This is a genomic window from Rhodobacter lacus (assembly GCF_042683065.1).
GTDB lineage: Bacteria > Pseudomonadota > Alphaproteobacteria > Rhodobacterales > Rhodobacteraceae > Rhodobacter > Rhodobacter lacus.
In genome coordinates this window covers 645,466-666,764 of the sequence record NZ_JBHUIX010000013.1, presented here as the reverse complement: position 1 = coordinate 666,764, position 21,299 = coordinate 645,466, and the positions used below count along the sequence as shown (strand labels likewise).

General features: G+C 63.4%; 18 protein-coding genes. 7 read left to right on the top strand and 11 right to left on the bottom strand.

The genetic code is table 11. The annotated features are described in order from the left end of the window. The 3 genes from ACFSM0_RS15260 (at nucleotide 1) to ACFSM0_RS15250 (ending at nucleotide 3,469) form a co-directional block, all read left to right on the top strand. The gene (locus tag ACFSM0_RS15260; protein WP_377392221.1) at nucleotides 1-1,536 is read left to right on the top strand and encodes a class I adenylate-forming enzyme family protein; all 1,536 of its coding nucleotides are present in this window, start codon (nucleotides 1-3) and stop codon (nucleotides 1,534-1,536) included. Beyond that, nucleotides 1,533-2,156, top strand: coding sequence for a DsbA family oxidoreductase (locus tag ACFSM0_RS15255; RefSeq protein WP_377392218.1), 624 nt, complete (start codon nucleotides 1,533-1,535; stop codon nucleotides 2,154-2,156). The genes ACFSM0_RS15260 and ACFSM0_RS15255 overlap by 4 nt, the downstream gene beginning before the upstream one ends. 92 nt (nucleotides 2,157-2,248) lie before the next feature. Beyond that, entirely contained in the window at nucleotides 2,249-3,469 is a 1,221-nt protein-coding gene (locus ACFSM0_RS15250; protein ID WP_377392215.1) for a multidrug effflux MFS transporter, read from the top strand. A 50-nt stretch (nucleotides 3,470-3,519) separates the two neighbouring features. On the opposite strand, the gene ACFSM0_RS15245 is transcribed toward ACFSM0_RS15250, so the two are convergent. From ACFSM0_RS15245 to ACFSM0_RS15220, 6 genes are all read right to left on the bottom strand, one after another. Then, nucleotides 3,520-3,909, bottom strand: a complete 390-nt coding sequence (locus ACFSM0_RS15245; RefSeq protein ID WP_377392212.1) for a helix-turn-helix domain-containing protein — start codon at nucleotides 3,907-3,909, stop codon at nucleotides 3,520-3,522. A gap of 11 nt (nucleotides 3,910-3,920) precedes the next feature. Beyond that, nucleotides 3,921-5,006, bottom strand: a complete 1,086-nt coding sequence (locus ACFSM0_RS15240) for a quaternary amine ABC transporter ATP-binding protein (RefSeq protein WP_377392209.1) — start codon at nucleotides 5,004-5,006, stop codon at nucleotides 3,921-3,923. Then, nucleotides 4,999-5,910 carry an ABC transporter permease gene (locus ACFSM0_RS15235; RefSeq protein WP_377392206.1) on the bottom strand — a complete coding sequence of 304 codons (912 nt, stop codon included), beginning with the start codon at nucleotides 5,908-5,910 and terminating at the stop codon, nucleotides 4,999-5,001. The genes ACFSM0_RS15240 and ACFSM0_RS15235 overlap by 8 nt, the downstream gene beginning before the upstream one ends. 61 nt (nucleotides 5,911-5,971) lie before the next feature. Then, a complete protein-coding gene (locus ACFSM0_RS15230; RefSeq protein ID WP_377392203.1) occupies nucleotides 5,972-6,973 on the bottom strand; it encodes an ABC transporter substrate-binding protein in 1,002 nt (333 codons plus the stop codon). Between the two features lie 258 nt (nucleotides 6,974-7,231). Then, entirely contained in the window at nucleotides 7,232-10,669 is a 3,438-nt protein-coding gene (mfd, locus tag ACFSM0_RS15225; RefSeq protein WP_377392200.1) for a transcription-repair coupling factor, read from the bottom strand. 99 nt (nucleotides 10,670-10,768) lie between these two features. Then, entirely contained in the window at nucleotides 10,769-11,266 is a 498-nt protein-coding gene (locus ACFSM0_RS15220; RefSeq protein ID WP_377392518.1) for a component of SufBCD complex, read from the bottom strand. Between the two features lie 168 nt (nucleotides 11,267-11,434). On the opposite strand from ACFSM0_RS15220, the gene hemB reads away from it, so the two are divergent. Together hemB and ACFSM0_RS15210 are read left to right on the top strand one after the other, a co-directional pair. After that, nucleotides 11,435-12,433: a porphobilinogen synthase gene (gene hemB / locus ACFSM0_RS15215; RefSeq protein WP_377392196.1), complete on the top strand. Its 999-nt coding sequence runs from the start codon at nucleotides 11,435-11,437 to the stop codon at nucleotides 12,431-12,433. A gap of 120 nt (nucleotides 12,434-12,553) precedes the next feature. Continuing rightward, on the top strand, nucleotides 12,554-13,111 hold the full coding sequence (locus ACFSM0_RS15210) for a lipid-binding SYLF domain-containing protein (protein ID WP_377392193.1): 558 nt from the start codon (nucleotides 12,554-12,556) through the stop codon (nucleotides 13,109-13,111). Nucleotides 13,112-13,188: 77 nt separating this feature from the next. Here ACFSM0_RS15210 and ACFSM0_RS15205 read toward each other — a convergent pair whose 3' ends face one another. Further along, nucleotides 13,189-13,806, bottom strand: coding sequence for a lytic transglycosylase domain-containing protein (locus ACFSM0_RS15205; protein ID WP_377392190.1), 618 nt, complete (start codon nucleotides 13,804-13,806; stop codon nucleotides 13,189-13,191). Nucleotides 13,807-13,998: 192 nt separating this feature from the next. On the opposite strand from ACFSM0_RS15205, the gene ssb reads away from it, so the two are divergent. Next, nucleotides 13,999-14,520, top strand: coding sequence for a single-stranded DNA-binding protein (gene ssb, locus ACFSM0_RS15200; RefSeq protein WP_377392187.1), 522 nt, complete (start codon nucleotides 13,999-14,001; stop codon nucleotides 14,518-14,520). A 75-nt stretch (nucleotides 14,521-14,595) separates the two neighbouring features. Here the strand turns inward: ssb and ACFSM0_RS15195 are convergent, their stop codons facing one another. After that, on the bottom strand, nucleotides 14,596-15,468 hold the full coding sequence (locus ACFSM0_RS15195; protein ID WP_377392183.1) for an NAD(P)-dependent oxidoreductase: 873 nt from the start codon (nucleotides 15,466-15,468) through the stop codon (nucleotides 14,596-14,598). Between the two features lie 100 nt (nucleotides 15,469-15,568). On the opposite strand from ACFSM0_RS15195, the gene ACFSM0_RS15190 reads away from it, so the two are divergent. After that, on the top strand, nucleotides 15,569-18,043 hold the full coding sequence (locus tag ACFSM0_RS15190) for a penicillin acylase family protein (protein ID WP_377392180.1): 2,475 nt from the start codon (nucleotides 15,569-15,571) through the stop codon (nucleotides 18,041-18,043). 55 nt (nucleotides 18,044-18,098) lie between these two features. Here ACFSM0_RS15190 and hflX read toward each other — a convergent pair whose 3' ends face one another. The 3 genes from hflX to ACFSM0_RS15175 form a co-directional block, all read right to left on the bottom strand. Further along, entirely contained in the window at nucleotides 18,099-19,382 is a 1,284-nt protein-coding gene (gene hflX / locus ACFSM0_RS15185) for a GTPase HflX (RefSeq protein WP_377392515.1), read from the bottom strand. Continuing rightward, nucleotides 19,379-19,612 carry an RNA chaperone Hfq gene (hfq, locus tag ACFSM0_RS15180; protein ID WP_068766904.1) on the bottom strand — a complete coding sequence of 78 codons (234 nt, stop codon included), beginning with the start codon at nucleotides 19,610-19,612 and terminating at the stop codon, nucleotides 19,379-19,381. The genes hflX and hfq overlap by 4 nt, the downstream gene beginning before the upstream one ends. A 154-nt stretch (nucleotides 19,613-19,766) precedes the next feature. Continuing rightward, complete coding sequence (locus tag ACFSM0_RS15175) at nucleotides 19,767-21,293, bottom strand: potassium transporter TrkG (RefSeq protein WP_377392177.1); 1,527 nt, start codon at nucleotides 21,291-21,293, stop codon at nucleotides 19,767-19,769. Nucleotides 21,294-21,299: the final 6 nt, after the last annotated feature.

The following is a 21,299-nucleotide window of genomic DNA, read 5'->3' as shown; positions in this document are numbered from 1 at the left end:
ATGCTGTCTGTCCATGCCTCCTCGCCCCCCGCCCCCCCGGCCGCCTTCAACATGGCGGCTCATGTGTTGGCGCATGCTGAGCGCCTGTCGGAAAAATCCGCCCTGCAGATTTTGCGCCCAACCGGCGCAGAGCGCTGGTCTTATGGTCGGCTGTCGGCGGCAGTGCGCGGTGCGGGCACGGGCTTTTTGCGCGCGGGGCTTGTGCCCGGCGATCGCGTGCTCTTGCGGCTGGGCAATACGCCGGAATTTCCTGTGGCCTTCCTCGGAGCGATCGCCGTGGGCCTGGTGCCGGTGCCAACGTCCGCGCAACTCACGCGGGAAGAAATCACCAAAATGGCGGCACAGATCGACCCAGCGCTTGTGGTGGCGGGAGACGGCGTGGCCTTACCCGCGGGGGACCAGAAACTTCTGACCGAAGCCGAGCTGCGCCGCTTTGAACATTTGCCGCCCTGCGATTATCAGATGGGGCCGCCGGATCGGCTCGCCTATATCGTCTTCACCTCCGGCACCTCTGGGCATGCCCGCGCCGTTGCCCATGCGCACCGCGCGATCTGGGCGCGTCAGATGATGCATGCCGGTTGGTATGGGCTTGGCCCCGATGATCGGCTGCTCCATGCCGGCGCCTTCAACTGGACCTATACGCTCGGCACCGGATTGATGGATCCATGGTCGGTGGGCGCCACCGCCCTGATCCCTGCCACAGGGGTTGAGCCCGCAACATTGCCGCTCTTGCTCAAACGGTTTGACGCAACAATCTTTGCAGGTGTTCCAGGTGTTTATCGACAAATGTTGAAGCACCACAGCCGGCTTGATCTCCCCAGATTGCGGCATGGGCTGAGCGCGGGAGAAGCGCTTCCGGCGCTGACACGGGCACATTGGCTGGAGGCGACCGGAACGGCGATCTACGAGGCGCTCGGCATGTCTGAATGCTCGACCTTCATCTCCTCCTGTCCGACCAATCCGGCCCCCGAAGGGGCGATGGGCTGGCCGCAGCCCGGCCGCCACATCGCCGTGCTGGGGCCGGATGATGCGCCAGTTCCCCGCGGCACAGCGGGAGAACTCGCGGTGAACCGCGCCGATCCCGGTTTGTTCCTCACATATTATCGGGCCGAAGATGCGGCGCGCGCGAAATTCACCGAAGATGGCGAATGGTTCCGCACGGGTGACACGGTCTGCATGACTGAAGCTGGCGCGATTGCCTATCAGGGCCGCGGCGACGATATGATGAATGCCGGAGGGTTTCGCGTCAGCCCGCTCGACGTCGAAGCCGCAATGGTGCTTTGCCCGGGTGCGGGCGCGGTGGCCGCGGTGGAAATAAGAGTCTCTGAAGAGGCATCGATCATCGCCCTCGCCTATACAGGAGAGGCCACGCCAAACGCCCTGGCGGCCCACGCCGCGGCGCATCTGGCGCGCTATAAACAGCCGCGGATCTTTCAGCATTTCGACAGCCTGCCGCACAATCGCAACGGCAAGATCGACCGCAAGACCCTGCGCGCGACCTGGCCACCGCTTGAAAAGCGAGGAGCAACCCAATGATCAACCTTGATATATTCGCAGACCCGATCTGCCCTTGGTGCTACCTGGCGAAAGCGGCGCTGGACCGCGCGCTGGAGGCGCGGCCAGATCATCGGTTTGCAATATCCTGGCATCCGTTTCAGCTTTACCCGACCCTGCCCCCCGAAGGGCTCGACCGGACGGCCTTTTTGCACGCGCGCTTTGGCGCGGATGCGGCGCGCGCTGACCTTCCGATAATCGAGGCGGCGCAGGCGGCAGGCGTGGTGTTGAACCTGCCGGCGATCACGCGCGTGCCCAACAGCCGCAATGCGTTGCGCCTGTTGCACTGGGCAGGGATCGAAGGGCGTCAAAGCCCGGTTATGGCAGCGCTGATGCGCGCCTACTGGCGAGAGGGGCGCGACATCGGCTCATCAGAGGTGCTCGGCGCGATTGCCGCGGATGCCGGGCTCGATGCGCGCATGATCTTGCGTCTGCTGGCCTCTGAAGCCGATTGCGACACGATTGCCCTGCGTGAGGCGCATGCGCGCGAACGCGGCATCACCGCCGTCCCCACGTTCATCCTTGGCAATGAACATGTGATCAGCGGCGCGCAAGGCACGCCGTTCTGGTGCAAGGTGATCGACGAAATCGCCGCGCTCTGAGCTGTGCTGGCGCGCGGGGCAAATGCCCATCTGAACTCTGGCTTTTGGCGCCGCTGCCGCTATGGTTCGGGCCGATCCCGAAAGGTATTGAAATGACCGACCCCGAGCCCCAGACCGGCGCCCCGAAGCGCCTCCATCCCATTGAATTTACAGCGATGATGGCGCTTCTTGCCGCGACCGTCGCCTTTTCGATCGACGCCATGCTGCCGGCTCTGCCCGAAATTGCAGGCGCGCTCAGCCCGGATGCCGTGAACCGTGCCCAGCTTGTGCTCACCGTCTTCATGGCGGGCATGGGGCTTGGCACCTTTATCGCCGGGCCACTCTCGGATGCGATCGGGCGCAAATATACGCTCTTGATCGGTGCGGTGATCTTTGTCGCCGGGGCGTTCATCGGGGCACAGGCGGAAAGCCTCGAAGTGCTGCTGGCCGCACGCGCGGTGCAGGGGTTCGGGGCCGCTGCGGCCCGGATTGTGCCGATGGCGCTGGTGCGAGACCTTTTCGCCGGCCGGGAAATGGCGAAAGTTACCGCCTTCATCATGATGGTTTTCATTCTCGTGCCCGCGCTCGCGCCATCACTTGGGCAGGTCATCATCGGCTTTTCTGGCTGGCGTGGCGTGTTCTACGCCTTCATCCTCTTTGCGATGATCGCGCTCTTGTGGCTGAGCCTGCGCCAGCCCGAAACGCTCGCACCGGAAAAGCGCCGCCCGCTGCACCCGAGCCTGCTGCTTGCGGGCGCCAAGGAGGTGCTCGGCAGCCGCGAGGTGCGGCTCTACATCTTGGTGATGACGCTCGGCTTTGCGCAGATGTTCACCATGCTCTCCTGCTCGCAACAGTTGTTTGCCGTGTTTGGTGTCACCGAAACCTTTCCGCGCTGGTTTGCGCTGATCGCCATTCTTGCGGGCACGGGAACCGGCTTCAACGCCGCTTTCGTGATGCGGCTCGGCATGCGGCGGATCGTGCGGGGCACCTATCTGATGCAGATCGTTTCCTCAAGCGTGATGCTGGTTCTGGTGCTCACGGGGGCTGTGGCGCCTCCGGCTGGCTTTGTGTTCCTGTTTTGCTGGGCGGTGACCGTGTTCATGATGGCGGGGATCACCTTTGGCAATCTCAACGCGCTCGCCATGCAGAGCATGGGGCATCTGGCGGGAATGACGGCCTCGGTCGTCTCCGCGCTCTCGACGGTGGGGGCGGTGCTGATCGCCGCGCCCGTGGGCCAGATGTTCAACGGCACGCCGCTGCCGGTGGTGCTGGCCACGCTGACCTGCTCGGGCCTTGCCTTCCTGATCATGGGCCGCACCGACGACCCGGTGTGAAAATGGCGCGGCGCCCTTTGAGCACCGCGCCATAAGCCATTGTCTTTATTTCACTCTAGCCGAAGCATCATTTTTCGCACGCGCTCTTCCAGAAGCTCCATCCGCGCCTGGGTTGCGTGCAAATCTTCGGTCAGCCGCTCCAGTTCCGCCTCGGCCTCGGCCGCCGCTGTGGGCGCCTCATAGGGGGCCGGAATCCCCGGGCCTTCGCCGGTGAGCAACCATGTGAGCGAAACCCCCAGCATGCCCGAAAGCATCTGGATCTGGTTTGCGCGCGGCATCGCCGCATCGTCCTCCCAGGTGAAATAAAGCTCGGGCTGCACGCCGAGCTTTTCGGCAAGCGACGTGCGGCTGAGCTGCGCCGCCTCGCGCGCTGCTGCCAGCCGGTCGCCAAACGTGGCCACTGCCTCGTCAAACCAGTGATCGGGGTCTTCCGCGTCCATTGTCCTCTCCTTTATTGAGGGGAAGTTTCGGTAGGCTGCACCATCGCCGACAGCAGATCGGCCATTTCCAGCACGCCACGCGGCCGGTTGCGCGCGCTGACCACGGTTGCCCGCGAAACCCCCGCAGCGATCATGCGCCGCGCCGCCTCTTCCAGCACGAGTTTCCCGGGCAGTGTCATTTCCGGCAGGGTACCCTCGGGGAGCGGCCCTGCCACTGTGGCAGCTTGCAGCACCCTGCCCCGGTTCACCTCACGCACAAAGGCCGAGACGTAATCATTGGCCGGATGCTGCACGATCTGTTGCCCCGTTCCCACCTGTTCGAGCTTGCCGTCGCGCAGGATTGCGATCCGGTCCCCCAGCCGCAGGGCCTCGTCCAGATCATGGGTGATGAAGACGATGGTTTTTTGCAGCTCTGCCTCAAGCTCCAGCAAAACCGCCTGCATGTCCAGCCGAATGAGCGGATCAAGCGCAGAAAACGCTTCGTCCATCAATAAGATATCGGCATCTGTTGCAAGCGCGCGCGCGAGCCCGACGCGTTGTTGCATGCCCCCCGAAAGCTGCGAGGGATAGCTTTCCGCGAAGCCCTTGAGACCAACGCGCTCAATCCAGCGCCGCGCAACCGGCTCAGAGGTCGTGCGCGCCACGCCCTGAATGTCGAGCCCGTAGCAGGTGTTTTCAAGCACGGTCCGATGCGGCAAGAGCGCGAATTTCTGGAACACCATCGCCGTGCGCGCGCGGCGGAAATTGCGCAAGGCCGCAGTGGACATCTGGCAAATATCGGCCCCGTCGCAGATGATCTCGCCCGCGGTCGGTGCAATCAGCCCGTTGATATGGCGGATCAGCGTGGATTTACCAGAGCCCGAGAGCCCCATGATCACGGTGATTTTGCCCGGCGGAATGCTGAGCGAAATATTGGTCAAGCCGAGCACATGCCCGTGTTTTCGGTTCAGCTCTTCCTTGCTCATCCCCGCCTTGACGCGCCCGATCCATTTTTGAGGGTCAGGACCGAAGATCTTGTAAAGGCTGTTTATTTCGATTCCGGGCCCGGCGGGGACGGACTCATCATCATCGCTTATAAGAACGCTTGCGTCAGTCATGATGCACCTCGCGGTGTTTTTGCAGCCGGTGCCCGAAGGCCTGTGAGGAGCGGTCGAACACGATGGCAATCGCCACAAGCGCAAAGCCGTTCAGAAAGCCCATGGTGAAGAACTGGTTGTTGATCGCCTGCAGCACATTCTTGCCAAGGCCGCCCACGCCCACCATCGAGGCCACGACAACCATCGAGAGCGACATCATGATCGTCTGGTTCACCCCGGTCATCAGCGCTGGCAGCGCCAGCGGCAGTTGCACGTTCCAGAGTTTTTGCCGCGGCGAGGAGCCAAAAGCCTCGGCGGCCTCCAGCACATCGGCATCGACCATACGGATGCCGAGATTGGTCAGCCGGATCATCGGCGGCACGGCATAGATCACCACCGCGATCATGCCGGGCACCTTGCCGATCCCAAAAATCACAACGACAGGAATAAGATAGACGAAGCTCGGCAAGGTCTGCATGACATCGAGAGCGGGGTTCACAAGCCGTTGCATCCGGTCCGAGCGGGCTGCGAGAATGCCGATCGGCAGGCCGATCAGCACCGCGATCAGGGTGCAGACGGAGACCATCGCGAGCGTCACCATCGTATCGTCCCAGAGCCCCAGCCAGCCGATCAGCATCATTGCCATCGTGGTCCCGGCAACAATGCGCCAACTGCGCGAGGAGGCCCAGACCAGCGCCAGCAATGCCGCGAGCACGATGATCCAGGGTGTATTGGTGAAAGCGCGTTCCAGCGCGTTGAGCGCCACCTGCAACGGCGCTGTGGCGATGTCGATGGCGTCGGAATAGCTGCGGACAAGGTCACGAAACCCGCCATCAACCGTTTTGCGCATTACGCGCAGGGTACTGTTTTCCAGTGCCGGGAAGTGGCACAGGGCATCAGGCAAGCTCCAGCAACTGGCGGCCATGCCGTTCCTTTCAACTCAGGGTCGGGAGGGGCCGGGCCATCCGGCCCGACCGATAATCAATTCAAAGCGCCTCTTCGACGCGCTTTGCCACGTCTTCGGGAAGCCAGGCCTGCCAAAGCTCGGGCATGGTCTCAAGGAAGTGGTAAGCCGCATCCTCATTGGTGCCTTGGTTTTCGTCCATCCAGGCGAGGATCTTTCCGACAGTGGCATTCGACCACTTCCGTTTTGCAATGTAATCCATTGCCACGCTGGCTTTTTCCGAGAACTCTTTGGTCACGACCGTATAGACATCGGAGACCGGATAGGAATTCACCTTGGGATCAGGGCAATCCGGAACGGCGGTGCAGGCATCCCAGTCTTCCTTGTCGTTCGGCACCCCGAACGAGAGCCGCACCATGTCATATTTGCCAAGGATTGCCGTCGGCGCCCAGTAGTAGCCAAACCAGCCCGCCTGCCGCTCATAAGCATTGGCGATCGAGCCATCGAGCCCCGCCGCCGAGCCGGTATCCACAAGCACAAAGCCTTTGTCCTCGGCCCCGAGCGCGCGGAACAGGTTTTCGGTAGACACCTGGCAATTCCAACCCGACGGGCAGTTGAAAACGGCCCCCATGGAGGGGTCTTCCGGCGCCGGAAACAGCTCGGGGTGTTCAAGCGCTTTTTGCACCGTGTCGATTTCCGGATGCGCTTCGGCAACATATTTCGGGATCCACCAGCCTTCGACTCCGCCGTCTTCGAGGATCTGCGCGGCAATCACCATCCGGCCCTCTGCCACGGCAGTATCAAGCGGCGTGCGCACGGCATTCACCCACAGTTCGGGCGCCATATCCGGCTCGCCCTTCTCGTTCATCGAGGTGAAGGTCGGCATGGTATCGCCCGCCACAAGCTCGACTTCACAGCCATAGCCCTTTTCCAGGATGATCTTGTCGACTTGCGCGGCGACCCCGGCCGAGGCCCAGTTCATTTCCGCAATGCTGATCTGGCCGCATTCCTCCGCAGCCCAGGCCGGCAGGGCCAGGGCAGCAAAAGGAACAGCAAGCCAGGCAGAAGCAAGATGCTTCGTCATGGGCTTTCTCCTGTCTGCGGCGCTCTCGTGACGATCTCCGGCGCGCCGCTGCAACCGAAAACCCGTTTGAATGTCTGGGCCCGCAGGGAAAGCACCGAAGGGCGCGGGGCCACTGGCAACCGGCCACACAAGCAGCCGATCGACGCGGAGCGCAGCTGCGCTCAGTCAGCCGAAACCGACATCAATGTCGTAAATGAAACGCTCGCCCGGCGCAACCCTCCCCGGGCAACGCAGCTTTCGTCAAAAAATAGTCGCCAGCTAGCTCTTTTTTGCCGATTTGACGGCAATCACCTTCTCGGCGAGGTCGCGGGCGATGGCAAAGGCCCCCTTGATCCTCTCGCCATCGTTTTTCCAATCGTGCCGCACCACCACCTTGTTGCCGTTGATCTTGGCAAGGCCGCGCTGGTCGTTGAGGAATGCAACGAGCCCGGCCGGGTTCGGGAACTTGTCGAGGTGGAATTGCACTGTTGCCCCTTTCGGCCCGGCATCCATGCGCGCAATCATCGCGCGCTTGCACATCGCCTTGATCCGCACCACGAGCAAGAGCGTGTTGACCTCTTTCGGCAGCGTGCCGAACCGGTCGATGAGCTCCGCCGCAAACCCCTCCAGCTCCACTTTCGTCGTGAGGCTCGAAAGGCGCCGATAAAGCCCCAGACGCACATCAAGATCGGGGATATAAGCCTCTGGAATCATGACAGGAACACCAAGATTAATCTGCGGGGACCAATCGCCCTCGCTGCCCGTCTCTGTCAGCTCTCCCGATTTCAGTTTCGAGATCGTTTCCTCAAGCATCGCCTGGTAGAGTTCGTAGCCCACTTCCTTGATATGGCCCGATTGCTCTTCGCCCAGAAGGTTGCCGGCGCCGCGCAAATCAAGATCCTGACTGGCGAGATTGAACCCGGCGCCGAGGCTGTCGAGGCTTCCCAGAAGGCGCAGCCGCTTTGTCGCTTGCGGTGTCAGCGGCAGGCGCGGTTTCGTTGTCAGGTAGCAATAGGCCCGCAGCTTGGAGCGCCCGACCCGGCCCCGGATCTGGTAGAGCTGCGACAGGCCAAACATGTCGGCGCGATGCACCACCATCGTGTTCGCCGTCGGGATATCGAGCCCGGATTCAACGATCGTGGTGGCAAGCAGAACGTCATATTTGCCGTCGTAAAACGCGTTCATCCGGTCATCAAGCTCGCCCGCCGCCATCTGACCATGGGCAACGATGAAGCTGACTTCAGGCACATGGCTGCGCAGGAAATCCTCGACCTCGGCAAGGTCCGAAATTCTCGGCACCACATAAAAGCTCTGTCCGCCCCGATAATGTTCCCGTAACAGCGCCTCGCGGATCGTGACGGCATCAAACTCGCTCACATAAGTGCGAATAGCGAGCCGATCGACAGGCGGTGTGCCAATAATCGAGAGGTCGCGCACGCCCGTAAGGCTCAGTTGCAACGTCCGAGGGATCGGCGTGGCAGTGAGCGTCAGAACATGGATCTCGGAGCGCATCTCCTTCAGCCGTTCTTTGTGCTGAACGCCAAAATGTTGTTCTTCGTCAATAATTAAAAGCCCAAGGTTGCGGAATTTTACGCCCTTTGCCAAAACCGCATGCGTGCCGATAACAATATCTACCGTGCCCTCAGCCAGCCCCTCGCGGGTTTGCGTGGCGGCCTTGGCCGAGACAAAGCGGGACAGCGGCTTCACCGTGAGCGGGGTGCCGCGGAAGCGCTCAGCAAATGTCTTATAATGTTGGCGCGCCAGCAGCGTCGTTGGCGCAATAACCGCGACCTGCATGCCGGAAATGGCCGCAATGAAGGCCGCGCGCATCGCCACTTCGGTCTTCCCAAACCCGACATCGCCAACAACGAGCCGGTCCATCGGCCGCCCGGAGCCAAGATCGGTCACGACATCCTCGATCGCGCTGAGCTGATCCTCGGTTTCGCTATAGGGGAAGCGCGCCGCAAAGCTCTCCCATTCATGATGGGGCGCCTCAAGGATTGGCGCCGCGCGCAAAAGCCGCTCTGCCGCGATCCGCATCAGTCGGTCGGCAATTTGCCGGATCCGCTCCTTCAGCTTCGCCTTCTTGGCCTGCCATGCCCCACCGCCGAGCTTGTCCAAAAGCCCGTCTTCATGCCCGTAACGGCTCAGAAGCTCAATGTTTTCAACGGGAAGGTAAAGCCTATCCCCGCCGGCATATTCCAGCAAAACACACTCATGCGGCGCGCCGAGTGCCGCGATCGTCTCAAGCCCCTTGTAGCGCCCGACACCATGGTCGACGTGGACCACCAGATCCCCCGGTGAGAGGCTTTGCGCCTCTGTCAGGAAGTTCTCGGCCTTGCGTTTGCGCCGCGGTTTGGCAACCAGGCGGTCTCCGAGCACGTCCTGTTCCGAGATTATCGTCAGCCCATCGGCCTCAAACCCCGCATCCAGTGGCCAGACCGCGAGACTCAGCCCGGAAATCCCCCGCGCATCGCTTATGAGATTGGCGCCCGCAAGCCCCTCGTCTTCCAAAAGCCCTTTCAGGCGCTCGCGCGCCCCCTCGGACCAACTCGCAACAACCACCGGCCCCAGTGTGAGGCGGCTTTCAATATGGCTCTTCAACGCCCCGAAAAGACTAACATTCTCAAGCTGGCGTTCGGGTGCGAAATTGCGGCCGATCTTGGCTTCAGCATTCAGGATACCCGGCCCGGGCGGTGCCGCAAGCACTTGCAGCTTGAGCACCCGGTGGGTTATCAGCTCCGCTTCCCAGGCCGCGCCATCGAGATACAGAAGCTCCGGCGGCGCGGGTTTGTAGACCGTATCCAGCCGGTCGCGCCGGGTCATGGCCTCCCGCCGCGTATCATATTGATCGGCGATCCCTTCCCAGCGTGCGATCCGTTGCGGCTCGGTCTGATCATCCAGCATGATCGTTGCGCCGGGCACGTAATCGAAGAGTGTTTCAAGCCGGTCATGGAAGAATCCGAGCCAGTGCTCCATCCCGGCATGTTTGCGCCCGGCACTCACCGCTTCGTAGAGCGGATCATCCGCGCCGCCCGCGCCAAATTCGACACGGTAATTCTGCCGAAACCGGCTGATCGAGGCCTCGTCGAGGATCACCTCGCTGACGGGGGCAAGCTCGATGGTGGAGAGTTTTTCGGTGGTGCGCTGGCTGACGGGGTCAAACCGGCGCGCACCATCGAGCTGGTCGCCAAACAGATCCAGCCGGACCGGGCCACTTTCGCCTGGCGGAAAGATGTCAATAATGCCGCCGCGGATGGCATAATCGCCCGGCTCAGAAACCGTGGAAACCGGAGAAAACCCCATCCGAACAAGAAATTGTCGAAGGTTCTTCTCATCAATCCTTTGCCCCACGCGGGCCGTGAAACTTGCGCCCGCCACCAGATCCCGCGCCGGAATGCGCTGGGTGGCCGCAGAGAGCGTGGTGAGCAACACAAACGGCGCGGGCAGGCTGTTTGACGCCAATGCCGCAAGCGTTGCCATGCGCGCCGCCGATATATCGGGGTTGGGCGATACCCGGTCATAAGGGAGGCAATCCCAAGCCGGGAAGCTCAGCACGAGAGCCGTGGGCGCAAAGAACGCGAGTGCGGCCCGCATCGCTTCCATGCGGCGATCATCGCGAGCCACATGCACCACGCTCTGCCCGCGCGCGAGTTCGCGCGCCAGCAGTTTTGCATCATAGCCCTCAGGGGCGCCAGAAAGAAGAAAGTGCTCCATGGCCGAGACCTAACGGGATCGCTTCCGCTGTCAAGGCCAAGCCGCATCCGGGGCGCACAACTCCAGATGGTTTACCATTAAACGAAAACGCGTTTTAGTTTAGTGTAAAACTGAAACCTGCAGGTTCTGGAACATGCCCCAAAGCGCGGTGAAGGTAATCGCCACCACGCCCACCAGCTGCACCGAAACCCGGTGGCGCATCAAAAGCCGTGCAACCTCCTCCGGGGCGGGGTCGCGCGCCAACACCGGCTCGATCCGCACCGCCATCCGCAAGCTCAGCCCGCCCACAAGCGCGAGCGGCACCGCCAGCAGCGCCAGTGCCTGCGCAAACTCGATCCCGTAGCCAAAACCCAGAACGACGAGGCTCGAGAGCACGAAAGCAACGCCAAGCGCGACAATCGCCCCCGCCTCGCGCCCGATCATCACGAGCCGGCGCACATTCACCCCGGTCAGGGTCACCATGTCCTCGGCCGCCTGCCCGCCCCGGCGGCGCGCCTGCTGCACCATGTCAAACGGCACGCCCAGCACCCAATGCGAGGCGGTGGACCAGGTGACCGCAAGGGCAATCCAGTACCACAGGTTCGAAAACGATCGCATGTCGATCAGATCGAAGATCAATTGCAAGATGCTCAACGGGATGCTCGCCTCTTTCACCTGCCCCGGTGTCGCCCATTCATGCGGGCGTTGCAAGCCGGGCGCGACATTCGCGGGGCTTGAGCCTCGCGTCGATCCGTGGCACCGAGACGGCACAAGGAGAATGTTGCCATGACCCTGATCACCCCGCCCTTCCCCACCAACCGCCTGCGCCGGATGCGCCGCACACCGGCCCTGCGTGAGCTCGCACAGGAACACCGGCTTTCGGTCAAAGACCTGATCTGGCCGATTTTCATCACCGATGTGCCGGGCGCCGATGTCGAGATCTCGTCGATGCCGGGCGTGGTGCGGCGCACCCTGAAAGGGGCGATCGAGGCCGCGGAAGAGGCGGCAAAGCTCGGCATTCCGGCGATTTGCCTTTTTCCCTACACCGATCCGGCGGTGAAAACCGAGACCTGTGAGCAGGCTTGGGCGGAAGACAATTTCACCAACAAGGTGATTGCCGCGATGAAAGAAGCGGTGCCCGAAGTGGCGATCATGACCGATATCGCGCTCGACCCCTATAATGCGAACGGGCACGACGGGCTCGTGCGTGACGGCATCATCATCAACGATGAAACCGTTGAAGCGCTTGTGAAAATGGCGCTGGCTCAGGCCGAGGCCGGGGCGGATATTCTGGGCCCCTCCGACATGATGGATGGCCGGATCGGGGCGCTGCGCAGCGCCATGGAAGCGGCGGGCCACAAGGATATCACGATCCTGTCCTATGCTGCGAAATATGCCTCTGCCTTCTATGGCCCGTTCCGCGATGCCGTTGGCGCCTCGGGCGCGCTCAAGGGCGACAAGAAGACCTATCAGATGAACCCGGGCAATTCGGACGAAGCCCTGCGCAACGTTGCGCGCGACATCGCCGAGGGGGCCGATATGGTGATGGTCAAGCCCGGCATGCCCTATCTGGACATCGTGCGCCGTGTGAAGGACACCTTCCAGATGCCGACCTATGCCTATCAGGTGTCGGGCGAATATGCGATGCTGATGGCGGCGGTGCAGAACGGCTGGCTCGATCATGACAAGGTGATGCTCGAAAGCCTGCTCGCCTTCCGCCGGGCCGGGTGCGATGGCGTGCTGACCTATTTCGCGCCGAAGGCGGCGAAGCTGATCGGCGCCTGAACGCCGAGTCCCCTTGCGGACCCGCCTGTTACGCATGACAAGCGGGGCCGCTTGGGGTAGGGTTTCCTCACCCCGCAAACAAACCCGGAGCCTGAACCCGGGAGAATACGGAGCGAGCAGATGACACTTCTTTCCAGACGCGGCCTTCTGGTGTCGGGCGGTGCAACCCTTGGTCTGGCCGCCTGCGGCAATGGCGTGGGCTCGAACGGCGCCGCCAAGATCGATGCGCGCGTGGATGCGACGCGCGCTTACATGATCCGCAATTTCCCCTCGACGCAGCAATTGCTCGATAAATCGGTGGGCGTGCTCTACATGCCCCTGATGACCGAGGCGGGCTTTGGTGTCGGGGGTGCCTTCGGGCGCGGTGCGCTGCGCATCAACAACGTCACGGTGGATTACTATTCTGCTGCCTCGGCAAGCTTCGGCTTCCAGATCGGCGCGCAGCAATACGCCCATGCGCTGTTTTTCATGACCGAAAAGGCCCTCGCCGATTTCCGCCATGCCGATGGCTGGGAGCTGGGCGCCGATGCGCGCTACGCGCTCCCCGATCATGGGGCCGCGATCGGCACAGATACAACAACGACCCTTGCGCCGGTGGTGGTGCAGGTGTTCGGGCAATCCGGTCTGATCGTCGGCGCCTCGCTGGCGGGCACAAAATACACCCGCATCCTGCCCTGAGGCCCGGCCCCACCCAAGCAACAAAGGCGCGGATATTCCGCGCCTTTTTATATGCTTAAACTGCGTTCTTGAAGTGCCTAGCTGCCGTAGATCACGCGCACGTAATTTTTCGTCTCGGAATAGTTCGGCACGCCGCCGGCCTTGTCCACCGCTTCGGGGCCGGCGTTATAGGCCGCCAGAGCCAGACGCCAATTGCCAAAGCGGTCAAACATCATGCGCAGATAGCGCGCGCCGCCTTCCAGGTTTTGCAGCGGGTCCGTCGGGTCCACCCCAAGGCGCGCCGCGGTGGCGGGCATGAGCTGGGCGAGCCCGGTTGCCCCCTTGGGCGAGACGGCGCCGGGGTTCCAGCCGCTTTCCTGCTGCACAAGCCGCAAAAACAGATCTTCCGGGACACCATGCTTGGCCGCGGCGGCCTTGGCATGATGCAGATATTGCCCCCGGTAACGGCCGGAATAGCGCGGGGTTGCGCCTTCAGAGAGGCTTTCGCGCTCGGCATTCGGGCGCAGCCGGGTCGAATTTGCATATTGTCCGGCGAGCCTGCCATCGAGCAGGGCAAACTGGCTCTGCCGCAGAATCGATTGTGATTTCGTCGATTTTCGCCCGATCACGAGCCCCTCGGCCCCCGCAAGGGGCGCCGCTACTGGCCCGAGCGCGAGGCTGATCCCGATCCCGAGCGTCACGACAAATCTGATCATCCGATCATCCATACTGGCTCAAACGCGGGCACTATAGCAAAAATCTGTCCTTTGCCCAGAGCCTTGCACACGCCCGGCGGCGCGCAGGCGGGCTTTCGCCGCCCCCTTCCCGTCGCCGTCCCGGTTCTGTAGGGTGTCGCCCAATTCGGAATCGCGCAAGCTCGCCAGAGCCCGCGCAAACGGGAGCAAGATATGGCAGGATCCGTCAACAAGGTCATTTTGGTGGGCAACCTCGGGCGCGACCCGGAGGTACGCAGCTTTTCCAATGGCGGCAAGGTCTGCAACCTGCGCATCGCCACCACAGAGACCTGGCGCGACAAGCAATCGGGCGAGCGCAAGGAGCGCACCGAATGGCATTCGGTGGCGATCTTCAACGAGCCGCTGGCGCGCATTGCCGAGCAATATCTGCGCAAGGGCTCGCAGGTCTATATCGAGGGTCAGCTCGAAACCCGCAAATGGCAAGATCAGTCCGGTCAAGAGCGTTACACAACCGAGGTGGTGCTGCGCCCCTTCACCGGCAACCTGACCCTTCTGGGCGGGCGCGGCGAAGGCGGCGGCTCGGGCGGCGGCGGCAGCTACGGCGGGGGCAACCAGGGCGGCGGCTATGGCGGCGGCTATGATGATGGCCCGGGCTATGGCGCCCCCTCGGGGGGCGGCTCGGCGCCCTCCTCGGGCGGCGGTCGCTCGGATTTTGACGACGACATCCCGTTCTGAGAAAAAGGGGGCCCCGGCGGCCCCCTTGCTCTTTTGTGCAAAGGCGCGGGGGTGCGGGGGCAGCGCCCCCGCGCTTCAGCCGCCCGCCTGCAGCCGCGCGATCAAGCTGGACGTATCCCAGCGCCCGCCGCCCATCTTCTGTACATCCTTGTAGAATTGATCGACAAGTGCGGTGACAGGCAGGCTCGCGCCGGTCTCGTTTGCGGTGGCAAGGCAGATGCCGAGATCCTTGCGCATCCAATCCACCGCAAAGCCGAAGTCAAACTTGCCCTGCTCCATCGTGCTGGCGCGGTTTGCCATCTGCCAGCTCCCCGCGGCGCCTTGGCTGATCACCTCGACAAGCTCCGGGATCGACAGCCCCGCCTTCTGCGCAAAATGGAGCGATTCCGCGAGCCCCTGCACCAGCCCGGCAATCGCGATCTGGTTGCACATCTTCGCCATTTGCCCCGCGCCGCTCTCTCCAAGGCGTCGGCAGATTTTTGCATAGGCCGCAATCACCGGCGCGGCGGCCTCAAAATGATCGGGCGCGCCCCCGCACATCACGGAAAGGGCGCCGTTTTCCGCCCCCGCTTGCCCGCCGGAGACGGGCGCATCGACAAAGCCAAGGCCCCGCGTGGCAGCCTCGGCAGAAAGCTCCCGCGTGACCTTGGCCGAAACCGTGGTATGATCCACAAAGATTGCCCCCGGCGACATACCGGCAAACGCGCCCGCCTCGCCAAGGCAGACCGAACGCAGATCATCGTCATTGCCAACGCAGGCCATCACGAAATCGGCGCCGCGCGCCGCTGCCGCGGGGGTGTGCGCCAATGCGCCACCGTGTTTGGCCCCCCAGGCCTCGGCCTTGGCCGGCGTGCGGTTATAAACGGTCACCGCATGGCCCTTCGCCACCAGATGCCCAGCCATCGGAAAGCCCATCACCCCGAGCCCCAGAAATGCCACCTTTGCCATCGCTCACCCCTTGCACGCGTTTGCGCGTTGAAACTTCTGTTCCCCCGATCTAGTAACGCCTGCGCCCGCCCCGTCAACGCCCGGCCTCGCGAGGGTTTCGATGTATCGCCTGTTTCGCTGGATCGTCCGCCTCGTCACGCTCGCGCTTGCTGCGCTGGTGATCGGGCTGATTGGCATCTGGTATTTTGCCGCCCGCTCGCTGCCCGATTACAATGCGAGCTACAGCCTTCCGGGCCTGAGTGCGCCGGTTGAAATCGTGCGGACCACCGAAAACGTGCCGCATATTTTTGGCGCCACGGATACGGATGTGTTCTTCGCCCTCGGGCTTGCCCATGCGCAGGACCGGCTGTGGCAGATGACATTGCTGCGCCGCACCGCGCAGGGGCGGCTCAGCGAGCTGTTCGGGGTGAAAACGCTCAAGACCGATGAGGTGATGCGGCGGCTCGATCTTTATGGCGCCGCCGTCGCCTCGGTTGCGGCGCAAGATCCGGCAACAACCGCCGCGCTTGAAGCCTATGCGCGCGGCGTCAACGCATGGATCGAAACGGTGAACACCGAGGCGCTGGGCCGGGGCGCGCCAGAGTTCTTCCTGTTCGATGCCGAAATTGCCTATTGGACCCCTGCCGATTCCATCGCCATCCTGAAACTGATGGCGGCGCAAGGCGCAACGCAGGTCGACACCGAGGTGCTGCGGGCCCGGCTTTCGATGCTGGGGCAAGGCTGGGCCGAGGATCTGATGCCCGATGTGCCGGGCGCCGGGGTGATGGCCCTGCCCGATTACGCGAGCCTCTTTCCCGAGACCCCGCGCGACAGCCGCAGCGCGCGCGCCGATGACGAAGGCGCCCTCTCGCCCTTTGCAGACCCGGCCTTTGCCACCGCCTCGAATGCCTATGCCGCCGCCCCTGCCCGTTCGGCGGCCGGCGGCGCGCTTTTGGCCAATGATCCGCATTCGCCGCTCACCGCGCCCTCGCTGTGGTATCTCGCCCGCGTCGAACTCGCCTCGGGGGGCGTGATCGGCGCCACCATTCCGGGCGTGCCGCTTGTCCTTTCGGGGCGCAGCGCAAAGCTTGGCTGGGGGATCGCGGCCTCTTATGCCGATGACGAAGATCTTTTTGTCGAAGCGCTCGACCCACAAAACCCCGAACGCTACCGCACCCCGACAGGCTGGGCAGAATTCCGCACCCGCAAGGTGATTGTTGCGGTGAAGGATGCCACACCCGTCACCCTCACCCTGCGCTGGAGCGAAAACGGCCCGGTGCTGCCCTCGGGTCATTTCGACCTCGCCACGGTCACGCCGCCCGGCCATGTGATGAGCCTTGCCTGGTCTGCGCTTTCGCCCGCCGACACCTCGATGAGCGCGGGCCTTGCGATCATGAAGGCGCAAAGCGTCTCGGCGGCGATTGCGGCGGGGGAAGGCTTCATCGCGCCCTCGGTCAACCTGACATTGGCAGATCAGCAAACCGTGGGCATGGTGACGCTTGGCGCGCTGCCCCAGCGTGATGCGGCCCATGCCACACGCGGGCGCATGCCCGCGCCCGGCTGGGTGGCCGCAAACCGCTGGCAGGGTCGGATGGACTACGCCCAGAACCCGCGCGTCGAAAGCCCTAAAGGCGGGATCGTGATCACCACCAACAACAAGATGATCGACCGCCCCTTCCCCGCCCATGTGAGCTATGACTGGGGCGATACCGAGCGCGTGGCGCGGCTGACGCGGCTGATGGGCGAGCGCGAGGTGCATTCGCGCGAGAGCTTCATCTCAGCGCAGCTGGATACGGTTTCCCCCGCCGCGCGGGGGCTTCTGCCGCTTGTGGGCGCGGATCTGTGGTTCACCGGCGCGCCCGCACCCGAGGGCACGCCCGAGCGCTTCCGGCAAAGGGCGCTGGAGCTGCTCGCCGCCTGGGATGGCGACATGAACGAGCATCTGCCCGAGCCGCTGATTTATGCCGCCTGGATGCGCGAATTCCAGAACCGGCTGCTGCGCGACGAGCTTGGCCCGGAACTCGCCGCAAAATTCACCCATCTCGAGCCCTTGTTCCTCGAACGCGTGCTGCGCAACACCGAGGGCGCGGGGCGTTGGTGCGATGTGCTGCAATCGGCGCCGCAGGAAAGCTGCACAGATATTGCGCGGGTCTCGCTTGATGCGGCGCTGCTGGGGCTGAAGGAAAAATACGGCGCCCAGATCGAAAGCTGGCGCTGGGGCGATGCGCATGAGGCGCATCATGATCACACGGTGCTCGGGCAAAACCGGATGCTGGGCTGGATCATGAACATCCGCCAATCCACCTCGGGGGGCGATTTCACCCTCAACCGCGGCGTGACGGCGGGCGACGGGCCCGAGCCTTTTGCCAATGTCGATGGCGCGGGCTATCGCGGGGTTTATGATTTTGCCGACCCGGACAGCTCGGTTTTCGTGATTTCGACCGGGCAATCAGGCCATCCGCTGTCCAGCCATTATGACGATCTGGCCGACCTTTGGCGGCGTGGGGAATATGTGCCGATGTCGCTCGACCCGGAGCTTGCGCGCGCCGCCGCCTCCGGGATCACGCGCCTCACCCCCGCCGCACCAGAGCGCTGAAACGCCAAGGGCGCCACTTGAACAGTGGCGCCCTTCTTTTTGATATTGTTGATTTTCAGATGTTCTGGAACCGCGCCTTTTGCGCCTCGGTCCAGCTGACCGAGAGGGTCCAGCCCTCTTTGCCCTGACGCTCCTCACGCACCACGCCTTGCGCATGCAGCCACGCATGCTGGCGCCCCTGCGCGAAGGGAAGCGTGAGGGTTTCGGTGATCCGCTCCTCGCCGAGCCGGGCCTCGATGGCCGCGAGCAGCGCCGCGAGCCCCTCGCCCGACAGCGCCGAAACCGCCTGCACATCTGCGCGCCGCGCGTCCTGCACCAGAAGCGCCGCGCGGGTCTGCTCGGAGAGGGCGTCGATCTTGTTCCAGACCTCGATCAGCGCAACATCTTCCTCCACACCGAGGCTTTCGAGGATCTCGCCCACGTCTTCGGCCTGCTCCTCGGTCTCGGGGTGCGAGATGTCGCGCACATGGAGGATCAGATCCGCCTCCAGCACCTCTTCGAGCGTGGCGCGGAAGGCGGCCACAAGCTCATGCGGCAGATCGGAGATGAACCCCACCGTATCCGACAGGATCACGCGCCGCCCGGAGGGCAGCACAACGCCCCGCATCGTTGGATCGAGCGTGGCAAAAAGCATGTCTTTTGCCATCACGTCAGCCCCGGTCATCCGGTTGAAAAGCGTAGACTTTCCGGCGTTCGTATAGCCCACGAGCGCCACGATCGGAAACGGCACCTTGCGCCGCGCCGCACGGTGCAGCTCGCGGGTTTTCACCACTTTGGAGAGCTGCCGCTTGATGCGGATCACCTGCTCGTCAATCGCGCGCCGGTCCGCCTCGATCTGCGTCTCACCGGGGCCGCCCACAAAGCCAAAGCCGCCGCGTTGCCGCTCAAGGTGGGTCCAGGCACGCACCAGCCGCGTGCGTTGATAGCTCAGCGCGGCAAGCTCCACCTGCAACACCCCCTCGCGGGTGCGCGCGCGGTCGGCAAAGATCTCCAAAATGAGACCGGTGCGGTCCAGCAGTTTGACGCCCCAGGCCTTTTCAAGGTTGCGCTGCTGGATCGGGGTGACAGGGCCGTCAACCAGCACGAGGTCGACCTCGGCCGCGCTCAACCGCTCCTTCAGCTCGGCCAGCTTGCCGGTGCCGAACAGATGCCCCGCATGGGGTTTGGGCAGGCGCACGATCTCGTGGCCCATGATTTGCAGATCAGGCAAAGCTGCGGCCAGCGAGACAGCCTCGGCCAGCCGCAGCTCCGGTTCGCGCCGGGTTACAACCGCCTTCAGATCCGGGTGCAGCACCCAGACCCGGGTCGGACGGTCTTTCGAGATGATGGGATCGCTCAGTCTTCGCCCTCGTAAAGAGAGATCGGCGCGCCGGGCATGATCGTGGAAATCGCGTGTTTGTAAACAAGTTGCGATTGGCCGTCGCGGCGCAGCAGCACGCAGAAATTGTCGAACCAGGTGATCACGCCTTGCAGCTTCACACCGTTGATCAGGAAAATCGTGACCGGAACCTTGGTCTTGCGAACGTGATTGAGGAAAGCGTCCTGAAGGTTCTGTTTGTCGGCAGCCATTTTTATTATGCCTTTTTCTTGTCTTGTATGTCCTGTCGCAGGGCCTCTCGGTCCCCGGCCATCAGTATGCGCAAGCGCGCGGCAGTTTCCAGCCCTAATCAGGAGGGTTTCAGGCAAAGGCGCGAAAATTGCTCATCTGTGCGGCAGCTTTGGCTCAGTTGCGCCAGAAATCGGGGTTGAAAAGCGCGATGATGGCGAGTGTTTCAAGCCGCCCAAGCGCCATGGCCAGCGCCAGCATCACCTTGGGCGCATCCCCCAGAACGGCCCAGTCAATCGGCGTATCAACGGCGACAGAGGCCAACTGCCCGGTGTTGGAGAGCGCCGCGATGGAAAGGATCAGCGCCGGCTCGAACGCAATGTCGAAGGCGGTGACGGCCAGCATCACCCCCGCGATGGAGAGCGCAAAGAGCATGAAGAAGATCCAGGCGATATAGGCGCCCTCGCGGCGCAGCCGCCGCGCCACCGACCCGCCCCCGGCCACCGATTGCGGATGAACGAGCTTTTCAAGCTCGCGCTGGCCCAGCCGGAACAGCGCATAAACCCGCAACAGCCGCACCCCGCCCGCGGTGGTGGCAATGCCGCCCCCGGTGATGGTGAGCCCCGCCAGAACGACCCCCGGCGTGCCAAGCCCGGACCAGGAGCGCGCATCATTCCAGCTTGTGCTCTCAAACCCTGTCGTGGTGAGGAAGGAGAGCGCGGTAAAAAGGCTCCCCCAGAGCGAGCGCAAGATCGCCGGCAGCGCCTGTTTTGAGCTTTCAATATCAAGCGCGGCGATCCAGTGGCGCGCAAAGAGGAACATTGTCACCAGAGCAACCAGCGCCGCGGCAAGCAGCAGTTCGGGGTCATCCCGCAGCCGCTCGGTGGCGCGCAATTCGCCGCCCCCGGGCCAGAGCCGGCGCGAGAGCGCGGGAATCAGGAAAAGAAAGATCATCACCTCGCCAAGCAGCCCCGAGGGCGCATCGCCGGGCCGCACGAGGCTTGTGATGCCCGAGGTCGAGAGTGTCGAGAAGGCATGGATCAGCGCCACCTCGGCAGGATCGCCCGCCAGGATCAGCCCGCCCCAAAGCACCACCGTCATGCCGCCATAGGCGGGCGCCAGCACACGCAGGTAATGCGCGATCCGTTCGCCGGGCTCGGAAACGCCATCGCGCAAAAACGAGGGCGCCACCCCGCTTTGTTGCCCGAAACCGCCCGCAAAGAAGATCTCGAAGCCCCCGATCCGAAGCGGCGCCAGCACCGCAATCGCCATCACCAGAATGAAAAAGCCGCCCATCCAGCCCACCATCGCGCGCCACAGATGCAGGCTCTGCGGCAGCCGTTCGGGGGTGTAGAGCGTGGCGCCGGTGGTGGTGAAGCTTGACACCATCTCCCACCACGAATTGAGAAGCCCGGTGTCGCGCACCGCCTCGTCAAAGGGCACGGCCAGCATCAGCGGCAAGCCCAGAAACGCGGCAAAGAGCGTGAGCAACAGCGAGCGCTCGCGGTTTTGCTTCGGGTTTGCGGCGGCGGCAAGCCCCACGATCAGCGAGAACATGGTGAAGAGCAGCGACGATTGCAGAAACACCCGCGCCACCCGCGCCTGCCCGTCGATCGCCGCCGACGCGGAAGGGCCGAGCATCGCAAGCGACGCCAGCAGCATAAGCTGCACCAGAAGCGGAAGCTGACCAAAGCGGCGCAGCACCGGGGG